This is a genomic window from Bradyrhizobium sp. CCH5-F6, assembly GCF_001556045.1.
Taxonomy (GTDB): domain Bacteria; phylum Pseudomonadota; class Alphaproteobacteria; order Rhizobiales; family Xanthobacteraceae; genus Bradyrhizobium.
Genome location: NZ_LSIC01000214.1, coordinates 1 through 19071, shown reverse-complemented (window position 1 = coordinate 19071; position 19071 = coordinate 1). Strand labels below are relative to the sequence as shown.

18 protein-coding genes are annotated in these 19071 nt (G+C 64.5%); 7 read left to right on the top strand and 11 right to left on the bottom strand.

Going from position 1 to position 19071, the window contains the following annotated elements; all coding sequences use genetic code 11:
• Positions 1-462: 462 nt before the first annotated feature.
• On the bottom strand, positions 463-681 hold the full coding sequence (locus AX729_RS39305; protein WP_082770645.1) for a hypothetical protein: 219 nt from the start codon (positions 679-681) through the stop codon (positions 463-465).
• 206 nt (positions 682-887) lie between these two features.
• The gene (locus AX729_RS37310; RefSeq protein WP_061029829.1) at positions 888-1865 is read right to left on the bottom strand and encodes a magnesium transporter CorA family protein; all 978 of its coding nucleotides are present in this window, start codon (positions 1863-1865) and stop codon (positions 888-890) included.
• A 336-nt stretch (positions 1866-2201) separates the two neighbouring features.
• Between AX729_RS37310 and AX729_RS37305 the strand changes: the two genes are divergently transcribed.
• Entirely contained in the window at positions 2202-2888 is a 687-nt protein-coding gene (locus tag AX729_RS37305) for a L,D-transpeptidase (RefSeq protein ID WP_061029827.1), read from the top strand.
• A gap of 37 nt (positions 2889-2925) precedes the next feature.
• On the opposite strand, the gene AX729_RS37300 is transcribed toward AX729_RS37305, so the two are convergent.
• Positions 2926-4020: an extensin family protein gene (locus AX729_RS37300; RefSeq protein ID WP_061029825.1), complete on the bottom strand. Its 1095-nt coding sequence runs from the start codon at positions 4018-4020 to the stop codon at positions 2926-2928.
• Between the two features lie 65 nt (positions 4021-4085).
• On the opposite strand from AX729_RS37300, the gene AX729_RS37295 reads away from it, so the two are divergent.
• A complete protein-coding gene (locus tag AX729_RS37295; protein ID WP_061029823.1) occupies positions 4086-5714 on the top strand; it encodes a fatty-acid--CoA ligase in 1629 nt (542 codons plus the stop codon).
• 229 nt (positions 5715-5943) lie between these two features.
• Positions 5944-6789, top strand: coding sequence for a DUF1499 domain-containing protein (locus tag AX729_RS37290; protein ID WP_061029820.1), 846 nt, complete (start codon positions 5944-5946; stop codon positions 6787-6789).
• Between the two features lie 117 nt (positions 6790-6906).
• Here AX729_RS37290 and AX729_RS37285 read toward each other — a convergent pair whose 3' ends face one another.
• From AX729_RS37285 to AX729_RS37270, 4 genes are all read right to left on the bottom strand, one after another.
• On the bottom strand, positions 6907-7830 hold the full coding sequence (locus tag AX729_RS37285; protein ID WP_061029818.1) for an MBL fold metallo-hydrolase: 924 nt from the start codon (positions 7828-7830) through the stop codon (positions 6907-6909).
• Positions 7831-8000: 170 nt separating this feature from the next.
• The gene (locus AX729_RS37280; RefSeq protein ID WP_061029814.1) at positions 8001-9215 is read right to left on the bottom strand and encodes an acyl-CoA dehydrogenase; all 1215 of its coding nucleotides are present in this window, start codon (positions 9213-9215) and stop codon (positions 8001-8003) included.
• A 130-nt stretch (positions 9216-9345) separates the two neighbouring features.
• On the bottom strand, positions 9346-10422 hold the full coding sequence (gene ribB, locus AX729_RS37275; RefSeq protein ID WP_061029812.1) for a 3,4-dihydroxy-2-butanone-4-phosphate synthase: 1077 nt from the start codon (positions 10420-10422) through the stop codon (positions 9346-9348).
• Between the two features lie 177 nt (positions 10423-10599).
• A complete protein-coding gene (locus AX729_RS37270; RefSeq protein WP_061029810.1) occupies positions 10600-12330 on the bottom strand; it encodes a cation:proton antiporter in 1731 nt (576 codons plus the stop codon).
• A gap of 67 nt (positions 12331-12397) precedes the next feature.
• Between AX729_RS37270 and AX729_RS37265 the strand changes: the two genes are divergently transcribed.
• Complete coding sequence (locus tag AX729_RS37265; protein ID WP_061029808.1) at positions 12398-12925, top strand: DUF3124 domain-containing protein; 528 nt, start codon at positions 12398-12400, stop codon at positions 12923-12925.
• Between the two features lie 51 nt (positions 12926-12976).
• The gene (locus AX729_RS37260; protein WP_061029807.1) at positions 12977-14209 is read left to right on the top strand and encodes an aminotransferase-like domain-containing protein; all 1233 of its coding nucleotides are present in this window, start codon (positions 12977-12979) and stop codon (positions 14207-14209) included.
• Positions 14210-14219: 10 nt separating this feature from the next.
• Here the strand turns inward: AX729_RS37260 and hpaD are convergent, their stop codons facing one another.
• Positions 14220-15074 carry a 3,4-dihydroxyphenylacetate 2,3-dioxygenase gene (gene hpaD, locus AX729_RS37255; protein WP_061029805.1) on the bottom strand — a complete coding sequence of 285 codons (855 nt, stop codon included), beginning with the start codon at positions 15072-15074 and terminating at the stop codon, positions 14220-14222.
• An 18-nt stretch (positions 15075-15092) separates the two neighbouring features.
• Positions 15093-15365: a helix-turn-helix domain-containing protein gene (locus AX729_RS37250; protein ID WP_061029803.1), complete on the bottom strand. Its 273-nt coding sequence runs from the start codon at positions 15363-15365 to the stop codon at positions 15093-15095.
• A gap of 158 nt (positions 15366-15523) precedes the next feature.
• Between AX729_RS37250 and AX729_RS37245 the strand changes: the two genes are divergently transcribed.
• On the top strand, positions 15524-15976 hold the full coding sequence (locus AX729_RS37245; RefSeq protein WP_061029801.1) for a hypothetical protein: 453 nt from the start codon (positions 15524-15526) through the stop codon (positions 15974-15976).
• 97 nt (positions 15977-16073) lie between these two features.
• Entirely contained in the window at positions 16074-16304 is a 231-nt protein-coding gene (locus tag AX729_RS37240; protein WP_061029799.1) for a hypothetical protein, read from the top strand.
• Positions 16305-16377: 73 nt separating this feature from the next.
• Here AX729_RS37240 and AX729_RS37235 read toward each other — a convergent pair whose 3' ends face one another.
• Together AX729_RS37235 and AX729_RS37230 are read right to left on the bottom strand one after the other, a co-directional pair.
• The gene (locus AX729_RS37235) at positions 16378-17196 is read right to left on the bottom strand and encodes an aldo/keto reductase (protein ID WP_061029797.1); all 819 of its coding nucleotides are present in this window, start codon (positions 17194-17196) and stop codon (positions 16378-16380) included.
• A gap of 148 nt (positions 17197-17344) precedes the next feature.
• Complete coding sequence (locus AX729_RS37230) at positions 17345-18910, bottom strand: alkaline phosphatase D family protein (RefSeq protein WP_061029795.1); 1566 nt, start codon at positions 18908-18910, stop codon at positions 17345-17347.
• Positions 18911-19071 lie beyond the last annotated feature (161 nt).

Here is a 19071-nt window from a genome sequence, read left to right as displayed (position 1 = left end):
CGGTTCGTTGGCGCCACAGGGTTCGACGGCGTTGTGCACTTTGCCGCCGAAATGCCGGCACGACGAACCTGACAGCGCCGTCCGTCCGCACGAAGCCATGGGCTCACGGAGAGCAATCCGCCCTGCCCTTCGCTGTTCGCGCCCGACGCTGCTGCGTCCACCGCAAGCCCGGCTCCGCGATCATCACGACACGTGACCGCCCCTCAAGGGTGAGCCGGGATGCGCGACACATACGCCATTTCCGAATTTCGATAAATCGGAATATTTTTGGGCGATGGGATTGACAATCGACATCGCCAGACCGTCGTGTGTTGCCCGACGGACGAACGTGACCTCTTTTGGACCGCTCCCTGCAATATCAAGATTGAAGCGCTCGTCGATTCATCGCGAAAGACGGGAAAGCAAGGCGATCCAGACAACGCCGCCGCAAGACCTGGATCGCCCGCCCTTCCTCCCCGTTCCTCAATCGAGTCGAATCCGACGCGACCTCTCGTGCGGCCGCGGAGCGGCCGTGCTGAATGCAGTCGAGCAGTCGTCGTCGTTCTCACCATCGAGCAGCGGAGCACCACAGTGCCGGCACATGCGTGCCGACATCGACGGCGCCTTGCCGCCCGTCACGGCCTGACGATAGTTCGCCAGATCGATGACGTTGCGGGCCGTCGTTATGTGTTTTTCAACCATGGCTGTTCCTCGCGGCTAACACGCTGCTTATCGCAGACAAGTTTCGCGCAAACGTTCAGCCCACCGCTCAAATTTTACCGGAGGAATTGCGGCACGCCGCCTCGATCACCGCATCGCCTCAATCCCGATCTATTCTGCGACACGACCCACCATGTCTCTGCGAGCGGCGTAAGGTCCCGGTAGGCATCTTTGCTCGGGCATGACCGCTAGAGCCACTTCTTCCACTTGAAGATCCAGTACGGGACGATCGCCGCGATCAGCATCATCACCAGCGCCATCGGATAGCCGTGCACCCATTCGAGTTCCGGCATCACCTTGAAGTTCATGCCGTAGACCGAGGCGATCAGCGTCGGCGGCATCAGGACGACGGCCATGACCGAGAACAGCTTGATGATGTTGTTCTGCTCGAGATTGACGACGCCGAGCATGGCGTCGAGCACGAAGGTGATCTTGCTGGAGAGATAGGAGGCGTGGTCGGTCAGTGAGGCCACGTCACGCTGCATGGTCTTGAGCTGCTCGCGCATGTCCTTCGACCATTTCACGCCCTCGACCACCGCGGACAGGAACGTCACGACGCGGCCGATCGACACCAGGCTTTCGCGAACCTTCGACGTCAGGTCGCCCTTGCGTCCGATCGAGATCAGGATCTGGGAATATCTCTTCGCCTGCCCGTGGCGCGCGCTCTCGGGCTCGAAGATGTCGTGCGAGACCTGATCGATCTCGGCGCCGCAACGCTCCAGAATATCGGCGCAGCGGTCGATCACCGCGTCCAGCAGTTCCATCAGCACCATCTCGCCGGTGACGGACGGCGTGCAAGAGCGGGCGAGCTTGGCTTCGACCAGGGCGAACGGCTTCGGCAGGTCGTAGCGCACCGTCACCAGCCGGTGGTCGCCGAGGATGAAGGTCACTGCCGTGGTCCGGGGCATGTCGGTATCGGAGTGGCACATCAGCGTCGCAGTCATGTAGCGCGCGCCGTTCTCCATATAGAGGCGGCTGGAGATCTCGATCTCCTGCATGTCTTCCCGGGTCGGGATGGCGATGCCCGCGAGCCGCTCCACCGCCTTGTCCTCGGCCGCGCTCGGATTGACGAGGTCGATCCAGACGGCGTTCTCCGGCACCGCCGTCAGATCCTCGATGACAGCCTTCTTGAGGGCGGACTCGGAGGGAACAAACACAGAAAACATGAAAAGCTCCAGAGATCCTGCGACAGAACGACAGCCCTTAGCGCGATTCTGACAGGTTCACGATGACAACGATATTAACGGAGCGTTTGCATTTGGGGCGATCACAGGCCTCAACTGTGGCACGGAATCGACAGTCTGGCGCGTGAGGGCCAGAATCCTCCACAGACACCCCAAATTTGCGGCACAAAAGCCACAGCTTGGCTCTCGCAGCGCGGGAGAAGGGCTTCAGCGCTGGAATTGTGGCAGATTTCAACGATAATGGGATTAACGGAGTCGAGGAACTTGGGCGGCAAGCTCAGGCCGTCCGCACGGTATTGTTTTGATTGGAACCAAACCATGTCGTCGCTGAAAGTTATATTTGGAATTCTGGCCGCTGGCCTGATGCTGTCGGGCTGCATGCAGGCCACGCGTTACGAGGCGACCGACACCAAGGCGTTCAAGCCGAAGGACAAGGAACTCCTTGCCAAGGTCAGGTACGAGAATACTGCGGTCGCAGAGCCGTTCCGCCGCGCCATTGTCGAGTTCCACCGCAAGGAAACGCCGGGCTCGATCGTGGTCGATTCCGACAACCATTATCTCTATTACGTGCTGGAGGGCGGCAAGGCGATCCGCTACGGCATCACCGTCGGCGAAGAGGCCATGGCCTGGTCGGGCATTGCCAAGGTGGGCAGCAAGACCGAGTGGCCAGCTTGGCACCCCACCCCCAGCGAAATTTCGCGCTTGGGCGTGCCGACCTATGTCGCACCCGGCCCGGACAATCCGATGGGCTCCCGCGCGCTGTACCTCTATTCGGGTGGCAAGGACACGCTGTTCCGCATCCACGGCACCAACCAGCCGGAATATATCGGCGCCTCGATCTCGTCAGGCTGTATCCGCCTGACCAACGAGGACGCGATCGATCTCTATGATCGCGTTAAGGTCGGCACCCTCGTCGTGGTGCTCGAGCCCAAGCATGGCGACTCCCCTTACAACTCGCGTCTTGCGCTCGGCAGCAGCCAGACCGGCCAGGCGGCCAGCTACTGATCGCCTTCCGACCTCCAGACATTCAAAAGCGCCGGTTTCACCGGCGCTTTTTTGTTGCCGGCTTGGTCGATTGAGCCTTCTTCTCAGGTACCGACTTGTCTTCGGGCGAAGTGGACTTCTCCGCCGCCTCGTCGTCAGCGCCTTCCTTCGCCTCGGGCTTGGCCGCGACCTCGCGCGGCGGCGCCTCCTCGGGCCGCTCCGCCGGCAGCAGCGGGGCGACCTGCGGCAGGGGGTCCCACACGTGCCACTGACAGATCCGGTAGTCGTTGCGCCGCTGCGCCAGGTCGAGATGGATGTGGTCCTCATGGTACCAGTCCGAGCCTGGGCCGAGCACGGTGGAGAAGCGCGCGCAGACCGAATGCAGCACGCGCTCGCGCATCTCGCGGGACGTGGTGCGGTCGGTGAAGCCGATCGACTGCCCATTGGCGAGCTTGATGGCGCGGATGTCGATCGCATTGGCCTTGCCATGCTCGGACAGCAGCGCGCCGGCGACACGGTTGCGGCCGCGGCACTCGAAAGAATCGAAATTGTCGAGGTCGCTGATGGAGGAGCCGAGGCTGGTCGCCAGCGGCGCCATGTCCTTGCGCACCCAGTCGGCGATCGCTGAGGCCATGGTGCAGCGGAGGATGGCCGCCGGCTTGACCGCCACCTTGCGCTTGTCCGGCAGCACGATGGCCTCGAGCCGCACCAGATCCTCGCCGCCGCAGGCGCCGGGGCCGCGGATATCCGGGATTGAGGGCGCAATCGCGACGTCCTCGGTCAGCGCGAGGCGGCAGGCCGAGGGCGGCTTCTGGGCTGGCGACGCAGCCTCGGCGGGCTTGTCCGCACCCGGCTGGTCTTGGGACGGCTTTCCCTCTGCCTGCGGCGGTGCCTCGTCAGTTGGCTTGTCCGCCGCCCTGGGCGCCTGCTCGGGCCGGGGTCTTGGCAGCGGAATCTTGGCTGCATGAACGGCCGGGCGCGGCCGTGGTGTACCAAGGCCGAAGATATCGAGTGGCGCAGGATATTTCCGGGCCTCTGCCCTCTCGATCGGCCCAAGCGATAACCCGAGCGCAGCGGTAACCATTGCCGCCCCAACGGACATAAAGCCGCGACAAGACCATTTGCGGCGAAACTCCGTCAGGCTAAAAGTCATGTCAATTCTTTGGCCCAACGCTGAGAGCGACAACGCGCCCAGCGACTTCTCGGAGGAACGTCGGAATGCTTGGTTTGATGCAAGATTGGCCCCTGCTCTGCCACCGGATCATCGAACACGCCGCCAGGATCCATGGCAAGCAGGAGGTGGTCACACGCTCGGTCGAGGGACCGATCCATCGGACCAACTACGCCGAGATCCACAAGCGTGCGCTCAAGGTCTCGCAGATGCTGGAACGCGACGGCATCAAGCTCGGGGACCGTGTCGCAACGATCGCCTGGAACACCTGGCGCCATCTCGAGGTCTGGTACGGCATCATGGGGATCGGCGCCATCTGCCACACGGTCAATCCCCGCCTTTTCCCGGAGCAGATCGCCTGGATCATCAATCATGCGCAGGACCGCATCGTGATGACCGACATCACCTTCGTTCCGATCCTGGAGAAGATCGCCGACAAGCTGCCAAGCGTGGAGCGCTACGTCGTGCTCACCGACAAGGCGCATATGCCTGAGACCAAGTTGAAGAATGTCGTCGCCTACGAGGACTGGATCGCCGAGGCCGACGGCAAGTTCAAGTGGAAGGAGTTCGACGAGAACACGGCTGCCGCGATGTGTTACACCTCCGGCACGACCGGCGATCCCAAGGGTGTGCTGTATTCGCATCGCTCCAACGTGTTGCACGCGTTGATGGCCAACAATGTCGATGCGCTCGGCACCAGTGCGTCCGAGACAATGCTGCCGGTGGTTCCGCTGTTCCATGCCAACAGCTGGGGCATCGCCTTTTCCGCGCCTTCGCAGGGCACCAAGCTGGTCATGCCCGGCGCCAAGCTCGACGGCGCCTCGGTCTATGAGCTGCTCTCGACCGAGAAGGTGACGCACACGGCCGGCGTCCCGACGGTGTGGCTGATGCTGCTCCAGCACATGGCCGCCAACAATCTGAAGCTGCCGGAGCTGAAGATGGTGATCTGCGGCGGCTCGGCGATGCCGCGCTCGATGATCAAGGCTTTCCTCGACATGGGCTCGAACGTCCGTCACGCCTGGGGCATGACCGAGATGAGCCCGATCGGCAGCGTCGCGGCGCTGAAGCCGCCGTTCCAGAATGCCACCGGCGAGGCGCGACTGGACGTGCTCCAGATGCAGGGCTATGCGCCCTTCGCGGTGGAGATGAAGATCACCGACGATGCCGGCAAGGAGCTGCCCTGGGACGGCAAGACCTTCGGCCGCCTCAAGGTGTCCGGCCCCGCCGTCGCCAAGGCCTATTACCGCGTCGACACAAACATCCTCGACGAAGACGGCTTCTTCGACACCGGCGACGTCTCGACGATCGACGAGGACGGCTACATGCGGATCACCGACCGCTCCAAGGACGTGATCAAGTCCGGCGGCGAATGGATTTCCTCGATCGACCTCGAAAACCTGGCGGTCGGCCATCCCGCGGTGGCGGAAGCAGCCGTGATCGGCGTATTCCACCCCAAATGGGATGAGCGGCCGCTTTTGATCGTGCAGCTCAAGCAGGGCCAGCAGGCCACACGCGAGGACATCCTGAAGTTCATGGACGGCAAGATCGCCAAGTGGTGGATGCCCGACGACGTCGTCTTCGTGGAAGGCATCCCGCATACGGCGACGGGCAAGATCCTGAAGACGGCGCTGCGCGACCAGTTCAAGGATTACCGCTTCCCGAACGCGGCGGCGTAACGCGCCAGGGCTACGCCCTGTCACTCCGGGATGTCCGACCGGACCTCAGGTGCGCAATTGCGCACCGGGGAATCTCGAAATTCCGGGTTCGATGCCGTTGGCATCGCCCCGGGATGACGAGCCAGTAACAGTCCGGTCTCCCTTGAATTTGCTCTCGGGCCGTGTTCTCAACGGCATCGTCGCGCCAAATCGGCCGGCGCCGCCCTCAACACCCGGCAGAGCTCACCCGATGGCCCGCAGGTTTTCCGCTCCCTATCAGTCGGAGCCCGTGTCCAGCCTCGCGAGCTGGGCGCGCAATCTGGCCGTGTTCGCGGTGGTGGCGGTGGTGGTATCGGTCATCATCGTCCGCTTCGATTTCCTGGAGCCCAAGCCGGCGCTTGCAACGTTCCTCGGCGGGCTCGCGATCGCCGGCTTCTCGATCTTGTTCGGGCTCGCCGGCTTTGCCGCGATCTGGCAGAACGGCTCGCGGGGCATGGCGCGCATCCTGCTCGCCTTCCTGATCGACGGGGCGATCCCCGCCTATCTCGGCCTGCAATATCGCAAGCTGCCGTCGATTTACGACATCACCACCGACCCGATCGATCCGCCGCGCTTCGACGCGCTGGCGCGGCTGCGCACCGGCGAGGGCACCAACCCCGCGGTCTATGCAGGCCTCTATTCGGCGGAGCAGCAACGCCGCTTCTATCCCGAAATCGAGCCCGTCGAGCTCGAGATTTCGGCCGACCGTGCCTATGCGATCGCGCTCCAGCTCGTGCACAAGCGCAAATGGATCGTGATCGACGAGCGCGCGCCGCAGCCGCCGCGCCGCATCGGCCGGATCGAAGCGGTCGCCCGTACGCCAATGATGGGTTTTCGCGAGGACGTTTCGATAAGGGTCGTGCCGGATGGCGATGATTCCCGGGTCGACATGCGCTCTGCTTCGCGCAATTTCGACAGCGATCTCGGCAGCAACGCCGCGCGCATCAAGAAGTTCATCGACGACCTCAACACCGCTGCCGATGCCGACGCGCTCAAGCCGGTCAAGAAGACGCCGGTTACGCCGCCCAAGGCACCGGCAAAGACGGTGAAGAAATAGCCCCACCGTCATTCCGGGGCGCGCGTTAGCGCGAGCCCGGAATCCATTCATCCACCAATGCTGAGGCCCGATGGATTCCGGGCTCGCCGCTTCGCGGCGCCCCGGAATGACAGCGAGTTAGGCGTTCGCCATCCGGTACGTCCCGCCGATCACGGGATCCCCATCGGTCGCGACCACGCCGCGTGCGACCAGATCTTCCAGGTGCGCCAGCACGGAGTAGCCGGCGGCGGTCGTCAGCCTGGGATCAATGCCGATATAGATCGCACGAACCATCGTCGGGATGTCGGCCTCGCCCTTGGCAAGCCGATGCAGGATCGAGGCCTCGCGCGCCTTGCGATGACGGATCAGGAAACGCACGAAGCGCTGGCCGTCGGGGATCTCGGGACCGTGGCCCGAGAAATAGAGATCCTCCTCGCGTGACGCGAGGCGGTCCAGCGAGTCCATGTAGTCGATCATCGAGCCATCGGGCGGCGCCACGATCGACGTCGACCAGCCCATCACGTGATCGCCGACGAAGTTGAATTTTCGCTCGGGCCAGGCGAACGCCAGGTGATTGGCCGTGTGGCCGGGCGTCGCCACCGCCTCGAGCCGCCAGCCGGCGCCTTCCACGACGTCGCCATGCGCCAGGTTGACGTCCGGCGCAAAATCGCGGTCCACCCCGGATTCCGGATTGTGCTTCTCGCTCTCGAAGCGCGGGCGCGAGGCGCGATGCGGGCCTTCGGCGTAAACCGGCGCACCTGTCGCCTGCTTGATCCGCGCGGTGTTCGGCGAATGGTCGCGATGGGTGTGGGTGACGAAGATGTGCGTCACCGTCTCGCCACGCACCGCATCGAGCAGCGCGGCCGCATGCGCTTCGTCGTCCGGGCCGGGATCGATGATCGCGACATTGCCCTTGCCGACGATGTAGCTGACCGTGCCGGTAAAGGTGAACGGGCTCGGATTGTTGCAGAGGACGCGCCGCACGCCGGGGCGGACCTCCTCGACGAGGCCGGGCTTCAGCGGAAAGTTGCGGTTGAACGGGACGTCGTCATTGTCGGACATGGGACTTCCTGTGCACTGCTGCCCCAACCCCCACCGTCATGCCCCGCCCAGGCGGGGCATCCAGTACGCCGTGGCGCCTGTGGCGAGGGCGAGGTCTCTCGGATACTGGATCGCCCGCCTTCGCGGGCGATGACAGCTCAGCAAAACAACCGCCACGAAATGCGTGACGACTAGAAGAACGCCTGGATGCCCGTGATCGCGCGGCCCAGGATCAGAGCGTGGACGTCGTGGGTGCCCTCATAGGTGTTGACCGTCTCGAGGTTATGGACGTGGCGCATCACGTGGTACTCGATCGAGATGCCGTTGCCGCCGTGCATGTCGCGGGCGGTGCGGGCGATATCGAGGGCCTTGCCGCAATTGTTGCGCTTGACGATCGAGATCATCTCGGGGGCGAACTTGCCCTCGTCCATCAGGCGGCCGACGCGCAAGGAGGCTTGCAGGCCCAGCGCGATCTCGGTCTCCATGTCGGCGAGCTTCTTCTGCACCAGCTGGGTCGCGGCGAGCGGCTTGCCGAACTGCTTGCGGTCGAGCGTGTACTGGCGGGCGCGATGCATGCAGTCCTCGGCAGCCCCCAACGCACCCCACGAGATGCCGTAACGGGCGCGGTTGAGGCAGCCGAACGGGCCCTTCAGGCCGGAGACGTTGGGCAGCAGGGCGTCTTCCGGAACCACGACGCCGTCCATCACGACCTCGCCGGTAATGGAGGCACGCAAGGACAGCTTGCCGCCGATCTTCGGCGCTGACAGGCCCTTCATGCCCTTCTCCAGCACGAAGCCGCGGATCTGGTTGTCGTGCGCGGCCGACTTGGCCCAGACCACGAACACGTCGGCGATCGGCGCGTTCGAGATCCACATCTTGCTGCCGGTGAGGCGATAGCCGTCCGACACCTTCTCGGCGCGGGTCTTCATCCCGGCCGGATCGGAGCCGGCATCGGGCTCGGTGAGACCGAAGCAGCCAACCCACTCGCCGCTGGCGAGCTTCGGCAGGTACTTCTTGCGCTGGTTCTCGTCGCCATAGGCGTAGATCGGGTACATCACCAGCGAGGACTGCACCGAGTTCATCGAGCGATAGCCGGAATCGACCCGCTCGATCTCGCGCGCGACGAGGCCATAGGCGACGTAGCTCGCATTCGCACAGCCATACTCTTCCGGCAGCGTGATGCCGATCAGGCCGAGCTCGCCCATCTCATTGAAGATCTCGCGGTCGGTCTTCTCTTCGAGATAGGCCTTGGCGACACGCGGCATCAACTTGTCCTGGGCGTAGGCGCGAGCGGTGTCGCGCACCATGCGCTCGTCTTCGGTGAGCTGCTCGTCGAGCAGGAATGGATCGTCCCACTGGAAAGAAGCCGCAGCCGGCTTGTCCTTGGCCTGAGGGCGCACGCTCATGAAACGTCCTTTCGAGTCTGGTTCCGTCGATAATTGCCCGACAAGTTAAAGCGCCGCGGCAACAAGTTCAATTGCATCCTGGCTTCGGTCATTCCGGCTCGCACAACGGTACGACCTGGAAACGAGGCGGTCAGCTTTCGAGCTGCTCGTTGGCCACGATCTCGATGCCGAAGCCCGAGAGGCCCTTGTAGTCGTGCACCGAGGAGGTGAGATGCCGGATCGAGGTGACGCCGAGGTCGCGCAGGATCTGCGCGCCGACGCCGACCTCGCGCCACTGGCGGTTGCGGTCGGCTTCCGTCGACGACTCGTCCGGCAACGGCGCCACGGGAACGCCGGCCGCGCCATCGCGCAAGTAGATCAGCACGCCGCGGCCCGATTTCTTGAAATGCTCGAGCACGGCCGCCATGCGCTTGTGGCCGGTGAAGGTATCCTTCACGATGTTCGGCTTGTGGAAGCGGGTCAGCACGTTCTTGCCGTCGCCGACGCCGTTGTAGACGAAGGCGACGTGAGCGATGGAATCGAACGGCGAGCGATAGGCATAGCCCTGCAAGGGGCCGATCGGGCTCTCGGTGACGAAGGTCGAGACCCGCTCGATCAGCTTTTCGCGCGCCTGGCGGTAGGCGATCATGTCCGCGATGGTGACGTGCTTGAGCTTGTGCGCGGCGGCGAAGCGGGCGACCTGCTCCCCCTTCATGACGCTGCCGTCGTCGTTCATGAGCTCGCTGATGACGCCGACCGGCGGCAGGCCCGAGAGCTTGCAGAGGTCCACGGCAGCCTCGGTATGGCCGGAGCGCAGCAGCACGCCGCCGTCCTTGGCGATCAGCGGGAAGATGTGGCCGGGCCGGGCGAAATCGTTGGCACCGACATTGGGATTTGACAGCGCACGGCAGCACGACGCGCGCTCCTCGGCGGAGATGCCGGTGCCGCCATCGGGCTTGTAGTCGATCGAGACCGTGAACGCAGTGGTGTGCGCGGAATCGTTGTGGGCGACCATCGGATCGAGCCGCAGGCGGCGTGCGTCCTCGGTGGTCACGGGCGCGCAGACAATGCCGGAGGTATGGCGGATGATGAACGCCATCTTCTCGGCCGTGCAGAGCGAGGCGGCGACGATCAGATCGCCCTCGCCCTCGCGGTCCTCGTCGTCGGTGACGACCACGAGCTCACCCCGGGCAAAGGCCTGCAAGACTTCCTGAACGCTATCGGGCATTTCCCAATCTCTATCGGTTATGGCCCGGAGGCTTAGCCGGACTTGGGCCGGGGCGCTAGTCTTCCCGGCGCAACCACATATGCCTGACGGCAGGCCTGCCAAGGGGTTTCAGGCTTGCACCGGGCATACCAGCGATATAGGCGCAGATTTGCCCGGGAGACAGGCGGCCGGTCACCGTCAGGGCAGCACCTCGCGGCGTTCGCCGAGGCGCTGATCGAGCTCGGCGCGCTTCTCGGCCAGCAGGCCGGCCTGGGCGGCTTCGATCACCGTGAACAGCTCGTGGGCATCGCTGAGCCGGGTCACGGTGACGTAGCTGGCGCCGGCCTCGTAGAGCGCATCGACGTCGGCCAGGAGGTCGGCCGTGGCGACGATCAGGGCGGTCGGGTTGAGCGCGCGGACGTGGCGGACCAGCTTTTCATTGGTGGCCCCCTTCAGCAGCGAATCCGGCACGCTGAGGATGATCATCTCGGACTTGCCGATGCCGGCATGGAGCAGCGTATCGACATTGCTGATGTCGCCATAGATCACGTGCAGGCCGCGCGACAGCAGGGTCTGGTACACATTGGGGTTGAAATCGACCACCGTGATCTGCTCCAGCAGCACCGGCGCCTGCCGCTCGATCTCGGCCAGCAGCGCGCTCGCGGCGCGGAAAAAGCCGAGAATGACGACGCGGCGGGCCTCGCCATGGCCGCCCTCGTGCCCGTCCTCGGCATGGCCGCTGCCGTGATCGAGATCGCGCAGGCCGATCCGCTTCAGGGGGCCGATCGCCCAGCGGGTGATCTCGTCGCTGCGGGTCATCACGAAGGTCGAGAGCACCGCCAGCACCACGAAAGCGAAGGAGGCCGCGTTCGCCGTCTCGGCTGCGATGTGGCGGTCGGCGACACCGGTCTGGATCACGACCAGCGAGAACTCGGAGATCTGGGCGAGGTTGAGGGCCGGCAACAGGCTGGCGCGCAGGCCCTGCTTCATCAGGTAGAGCGGCGTGAAGGTGGTGACGAGACGGCTCACCACCGTGAACCCCGCGATCATCAAGGCAAGGCCAATCACCGAGAGGCCGGGCACGGGAATGGTCATGCCCAGAGCGACGAAGAACAGCGTGATGAAGAAGTCGCGAAGCGTGGTGACCTTGGCGGTCACGTCGAGCGCGTAAGGGAAGGTCGAGAGCGAGACCCCGGCGATCAGCGCACCCATCTCGCGCGACAGCGACAGCCGCTCCGCCGTCTCGGAGACGAGGAAGCACCAGGCCAGCGCGCCGAGCAGGATCAGCTCGGGCCGCCGCGCAATCTGGTGGAACAGGCGCGGCAGCACGTAGCGGCTGACGAGGAGTGCGGCCGTGACCAGCACCGCGACCCGGCCGATCGAGAGCAGGATGACGCTGACCTGCAGATTGGCCAGGCTCGGCTGCACCGCCAGGAACAGGATGGCGAAGATGTCCTGGAGCACCAGCACGCCGAGGGTGATGCGGCCCGGCAGCGTATCGAGCTCGCGCTTCTCATAGAGCACCTTGACGATGATGACGGTGCTGGACAGCGCGCAGGCGACGCAGAGATAGACCGCATCGAAATGCCCGCCCCCGAGCGACAGGCCGATTCCGATGAAGAACAGGACCCCGAGCAGGCAGCCTCCGACAAGCTGGCCGCCGGCGGCGAACAGGATCACCTTGCCCGCCCGCACGATCTTCTTCAGGTCGATCTCGAGGCCGATCATGAACAGCATGAAGATCAGGCCGAGCTCGGAGATGACGCTGATCGATTCCTGCGAATGGACCCAGCCGGCGCCGAATGGACCTATGCAGAAGCCGGCGATAAGATATGCCAGGATCAGCGGTTGCCGGGAGAAATGGGCGAGCAGGCCCAGCATCCAGGCAAACAGGATACAGAGAGTGATGTCGCGAATGAGCCCGTGCATACCAAATTGGTCCGTTTTGCCGCACCCTAGAGACGGAGTGCGGTGCGGCAAGCGAGCAATTCGTCACATGCGCAAAGGGCTCTTCGCAGCCATGCTGCTCGGCCCCCTCGCCTTTGCCGTGCCCACCGCCGCGCAATCCAAGGTCAATGTCGAACAAAACTTTGCCGATTCGCTCACCACGCTGCCGAAGGAGGACCTCGCCGTCTTCGGCGGGTTCTACGTGCCCGCCTATTCCAGCGTCGCGATGAGCCAGGGCAAGCTGCGTGTCGACTTCTCGGTGACGTTGAGCGTGCACAACGCCTCCGAGACCCAGCCGCTGGTCCTCAAACGCATCGCCTATTTCGACACCGCAGGCAAGCAGGTCGAGAGCTATTTGAAGACGCCGGTGGCGCTGCGGCCGCTCGCCACCGTCTCGATCTTCGTTCCGACCGACGACGTTCGCGGCGGGACAGGGGCCAATTTTCTCGTCGACTGGGCCGCCACGGGCGAGATCGCCGAGCCGGTGGTCGAAGCGCTGATGGTTGGCGGCATTGCCAACGCGCATTACGCTTTCATCAGCCCGGGCCGCCCGACCCGCACGGCCGGCAGGAAGTAACGCGGCCGGGCAAGGCCGCCGCTCAACAAGAACAAAACGAGGAACGCTCCCATGACGTCCAGCTTTGATTTCGCGCCCCTGTTTCCCGCAGGGTTGCCGGCCCCGTCTGCGCGCTGGACGGGCCTTGCCAAATACAGCTTTGTCGGCGGCAACAATGATTCCGAACAGGTACCGCTCGACGAGCTGATCGAAGCAACCAACGCGGTGCTGCGGCGCGAGGGCCGCTCGCTCGCCACTTACGGTCTGGCCCATGGGCCGCAGGGCTACCTGCCCTTGCGCGAATTCCTGGTGACGAAACTCAAGCGCGATGCCGGAATCACCTGCACGGTGGACGATCTGCTGATCGTCTCGGGCTCGCTCCAGGCCCTCGATCTCGTCAACGCCACGCTGCTGGCGCGCGGCGACACCGTGATTTTCGAGCAGGAGAGCTATCAGGGCTCCCTGACCCGTCTGGCGCGGCTCGGCGTCAACGTCGTCGGCATTCCCCTCGACAAGGACGGCATGCGCATGGACGTGCTGGCCTCCACGCTGGCCGACCTGAAAGGCCGCGGCATCCGCCCGAAATACATCTACACCATTCCAACGGTGCAGAACCCCACCGGCAGCATCATGCCCGAGAGCCGCCGCGCCGAGCTGGTGCGGCTCGCGGCCGAATACGGCGTGCCCATCTTCGAGGACGATTGCTATGCCGACCTGGTGTGGTCGGGGCAGCGGCCGCCGGCGATCCATGCCATGAGCCCGAACGGCGGCGTGATCCATATCGGCTCGTTCTCGAAGTCGATCGCGCCGGCGCTGCGCGTCGGCTTCGTGGTCGCGCCCTGGGAGGTGATGTCGCGGATGCTGGCGCTGAAGACGGATGCCGGCTCCGGCGCGCTCGAGCAGATGGTGCTCGCCGCCTATTGCAAGCCGCACTTCGCAAACCACGTGCCGACGCTGACGAAAGCGCTACGCACCAAGCTCGACACGCTGATGGAAGCGCTCAACGAGCAGTTCGGCACGGCCGCCGAATTCGAGGAGCCCAAGGGCGGAATCTTCCTGTGGGTGAAGCTGCCCGAGCAGGTCGATACGCTGAAGCTGTACCAGGCCGCGCTCGCGGCCGGCGTATCGATCAATCCGGGGCCGGAATGGTCGACCAACAAGGCCCATTCCAGCTCGCGGCTGCGGCTGTGCTTTGCAAGCCCCACGCATCAGCAGATCCGCGAGGGCGTCGCCGTGCTGGCCGAGGTCTGCCGCAAGGAGTTCGGCGTGCCGGCCCGTAGTGCCAATGTGGAGAAGCGAGCCTGAGGCCGCTCCCTCACGCCTCGACGTGAAACTCCACGTTGACCTGTCCGCTGCCCGAGGACGGAAAATAGTCGCAAAGCTGCTCGGCGGTGCCGCGATAGTCATACCAGCCCAGCGCCGCGAACAGCATGATGGTGTCGGCCATGCCGCCTTCGCCGTTGCACTTGGTGGCGTAGTCCGGAAGCATGTCGAGGAATTCGCGATAGCAGCCGCTCTGCCAGAGTTCGAGCACGCGCAGGTCGACCTGACGGTTGAACTCGCTGGCGATCGACGTCCACGCCTCGGGGCCGAGCTTCTTGTTCGGCCAGAGCCGGTGCGAAAGCGAACCGCTGGCGAGGACGGCGACCCGCTCGCCGGATTCATCGATGGCACGGCGGGTCGCTTCGCCGAGGATGCGGCTCTCCTCGAACGAGGTGAACAGGGGCGTAGCGACCGAGACCACCTTCGCAAAACCGTCCGGGTTCATGTAGTGCATCGGCACGATGGTGCCGTATTCGAGCCCGAGGCTGGCCACCTGGTGAGCGATGACGTTGAGACCCGCATCGGCCGCCCTGCCCGCGATTGCCTCGGCGAGACGCGTATCGCCCGGCAGATCGTAACGCAGATCCTGGATCATCTGCGGCGCCTCGTGGCTCGTGAACGAGCCGCGATGCCGCGCATTGGCGTTGACGTGGTAGCCGAAATTGGAGAGCCAGTGGGTGTCGAACACCACGAAGCTGGTGACGCCGCGCTCTCTGGCCCGCCGGCCGAGCTCACGCAAGGAGCTGACCGCCGGCTCGCGCGCGGCACGGAGCGAGCTGCCGGGCTGCTCCGACAGCATCAATGATGGAACATGAGTGACCTTGGCCGCGAGTACGAGCTGCCCCATGGCCGTCACCTCGAAGCGTCAGGCCGCCTGTGGCTGACTGCTGTGGATCGCGGAGGCGAGCCTCAGCAACAGGACGATGGAGACGTTGCCCTTGCCGGCCTCGATCTGGGCGATATAGCGCTCGGAGATCCCGGAGCGGCGGGCCAGCTCGCGGCGCGACAGGTCGCAGCGCATGCGCGAGGACCGTAAGCGATCGCCCAGCTCGGTCAGAAACGCCGCCTCGGAATAAGGCGGTACGGCACAGCTCCCCGGCAGCACTTCGCCCGCAAGATCCACGACTTGATTCAGCATTGGTCTATCCACGTTCGCCTTCGGGAATGCCATCCTAGCCGCGAATTCCCCTGCCTCATTGACGCGGATCAAATTCGCGAGCGATCGGCGGCTGCCGTGGAACGGCCGCGCGCGTGATGCTACACTTTGGAATTCTTCGAGGCGGGGTTCTTCAGGACATGATGCGTCGTTCGAGCCACTGGATCGCGGCTGCGATGCTGTGGGTTGCGTTCACTTGCACGGCCGGTGCCGAGACGCTGGCCGCGACCGTCCAGCAATGGGGCCTGCTCGGCTCATGGGCGGTCGACTGCGCCGCTCGGCCCGACCGCGACAAGGGGGCGCTCCTGACTTACGAAATCCGGAAGGACGGCCGGGTGATGTACCGGCGCAATTTCGGCGACGCCAAAGACGAGAACGAGGTGGTGTCGGCCACAGTCAATGCCGAGGGCCTGCTCGACGTGATGGTGTTCTTCCCCGCGCTGCATCAGACGCGCGAATTTGGACTCCTGTTGCAGAAGGACGGCAGCCTGCGCGCGATCTACAATCGCAGCGAGCGCGGCGAGTACACGATCAGGGACGGCAAATACGTCGCCACCGGCGCACCGACGCCAGCGCAGAAACGCTGCGACTGATCACCTGAACAGCCGTTCAGAATTCTCTTCCCGTTCCCCCCGGAACGTTCGCATGCATGCGCGGTTTAGAATGTGCATTCGATTGGAGGAGTACGACATGAAGAAGCTTGGCTATGTGGTTGCGGCTCTGGGTGCGCTCGTGATCGCGGTGCCGACGGTGGCGAGCGCTGAGACTGTGGTGATCAAGCGCGGTCATCATCATCATGGCCCGCATGGCGCCCGCGCCGAATATCGCATGCACCATCACGATCGCAGCTGGCATCGTCACCATCGCGGGGACCGCGTGGTCGTGATCAAGCGCAGCCACCGCCACCACCACTGGGACTGACGCGCAACGCAACATGGAAATGGCCCCTCACCGGGGGCCATTTTTCTTTGCGGATTCGAAACGTCGCGACAGCCTAGTCCCACGCCGGGGCAAAGCCTGGATTGACGCAACGCCTGTCCTTCGGCAGCGCGGCGATTTTCTCGCGATCGGCATCGTCGAGCGTGATCTTCAGCGCGTCGAGATTGGCCTGTTGGCTCTCGCGGCGAGATGCCTTCGGGATCGCGGCAACGCCGTCCTGGTCGAGCAGCCATTTCAGCGCAACCTGCGCAGCGGTCGCGCCGTGCCGGGCGCCGATTTCGGCCAGCACCGGATCGGTCGCGACACGTCCCTGCGCCAGCGGACAATAGGCAACCAGCGGGATCGACTTGGCACGGAGATAGGCCAGCACCTTCGATTGATCGAGCATGGCGTGATATTCGACCTGGTTGCAGGCGATCGGCGCCTTGATGTCCTCGACCGCGACCTTGAGCAGCGCGGTGGTGAAATTGGCAACGCCGATCGCCCGCGTGCGCCCCTCCTCCTTGAGCTTCATCAGCGTCTCGAACACCGCGCCCCAGTTCGCAGCCTTCGACGGCCAGTGCACGAGATAGAGGTCGACATGGTCGAGCCGGAGCTTCTTCAGGCTGGCGTCGAAAGCGCGGCGGATCGCGTCCGGGGCGAGGTTCTCGTGCCAGACCTTCGTGGTGACGTGCAGCTCGCCGCGCGGCACGCCGGACGACGCGATGGCCGAGCCGATCGGCTCCTCATTGGCGTACATCTCGGCAGTATCGATGTGGCGATAGCCGATCGACAGCGCGCTCTCGATCGCGGCGCGGCAGGCATCGCCCTGCATGCGGAAGGTACCGAGGCCGAGCTTGGGCATGCTGATGCCCTGTGTCTTCAGATGATCCATGAAAAGGCTCCTTGCGTGGTCGTTTCGCCAGATACGCGCGGCAACGCCGCGTGAGCAGACTCTTCGGTGATGGAAAAGAGGTGGCGGGCGGGAATGACCAGCTTAGCGCCGGAAGCGCGGGACCGCCAATCAAGATCGGGTTAGCGACCTACGAATGCTGTGCCACCACGGCCGGTCGTGACTGCGGCTGCGGCACGATGTTGACCGACCAGAGGTCGCGGTTGTCGACGTCCTTCAGGGTCACCGTCATCACGCCGGTCGCGCCATCGATGTCGACGCGGCCGAAGAACTGCAAGCCGAAACAGGGCGCGAGGTTCTCGCCCTGCACCTCGCTGCAGCCGTGCTGATACATCGCGATCGGACCGAAGGTGTCGTCGAGCTCGCCGGGGCCCCAGGTGCCGGCATGCAGCGGGCCGGACACGAACTCCCAGAACGGCTCGAAATCCTGGAATTGCGCCTTGTCCGGGTCGTAGTAATGCGCGGCGGTGTAGTGCATGTCGGCGGTGAGCCAGACCACGTTGCGGATGCCGGCCCGTTTGATGAAGGAGAGCAGATCGGCGATCTCATGCTCGCGCCGGTCGGGCGGCCCGTTGCCGAGCGCAACGGCGTCCAGGCTGATCAGGCCGATCGGCAAGTCGGCCGCGATCACCTTCCAGGTCGCACGCGAGGCGGCGAGCTCCCGCTTGAGCCAGGCGAGCTGCTCGGCGCCGAGGATCCAGCCGCGACGGTCGTCGCCCTTGTTCCAGGTCTCGTCGCGAAAACTGCGCATGTCGATCAAGAAGACGTCGAGCAGCGGGCCGTAGGCGATCTTGCGATAGACCCGGCCCCGCCGCGCACCGATGTCGCGGATCGGCATAAAGTCGAAGAAGGCACGGCGGGCACGCGCGACCAGGCGTGGCGTGCCGTCGTCCTCATGACCGGCCTCGTCATAGCTGCCGGTCGGCGACCAGTCATTGGTCACCTCGTGATCGTCCCATTGCGCGAACATCGGCACCTCGGCATGGAAGGCGCGGAAGTGTTCGTCGAGATGGTTGTATTTGTAATTGCCCCGGAACTGCGCCAGCGTATGCGCGACCTCGGATTTCTCCTCGGTCACCAGGTTGCGCCAGATCTCGCCGTTCGGCAGCTTCTGCTCGGCGGGAATCGTGCAGTCGGCGTAGATGTGATCGCCGGAGTGGATGAAGAAATCCGGACGGTTGTCCAGCATGGTCCGATAGCTGCGATAGCCGCCGCGCGAGAGGTCGATGCCCCAGCCCTGCCCCGCGGTGTCGCCGGACCACAGGAACGAGATCGACTGGCCCGGAGCGGGCGCGGTGCGGAAATGGCCGACGCGGCTTTCGCCGACGAGACCCGTGGCAATCTCGTCGAAGCGCACGCGGTAGAAGATGTCCTGGCCCGGCGGCAGATCCGTCAGCAGCAGTTTTGAGGTGAGATCAGCGTCGGGCAGCGCATCGGCGGAAGCCGACGCGATGATCGTTTTGAAGCTCTCGACGGTCGAGCACTGCACCTGCATCCGCGCAGGCCGGTCGGCGCGGGCCCAGATCACGGCGGAGCCGTCGCAGACGTCGCCGGACTGGATGCCGCCTGCGATCTGCGGGCGGTCGGCGGCACGACTGATGGAAGGTTTCGCAAGCGAGGCGATGGCGAGACTGGAGGCGGAGCGGACCAGGAACTGCCGCCGGGTCCATGCGCGCGCAGCGCGGAGAGATGCCATTCAGGAGACCTTCGTCGAATCGCGACGGAAGGTGCCTGCGCTCCTTGACTTCCAGCTTACGGTTTCTTGACTCCGCGCCTACGGTTTTGCGACGCAGGGATGACGCCTGTGAAGCATGATCCGGAAAAGTGTGCAGCGGTTTTCCGAAAAGATCATGCTTA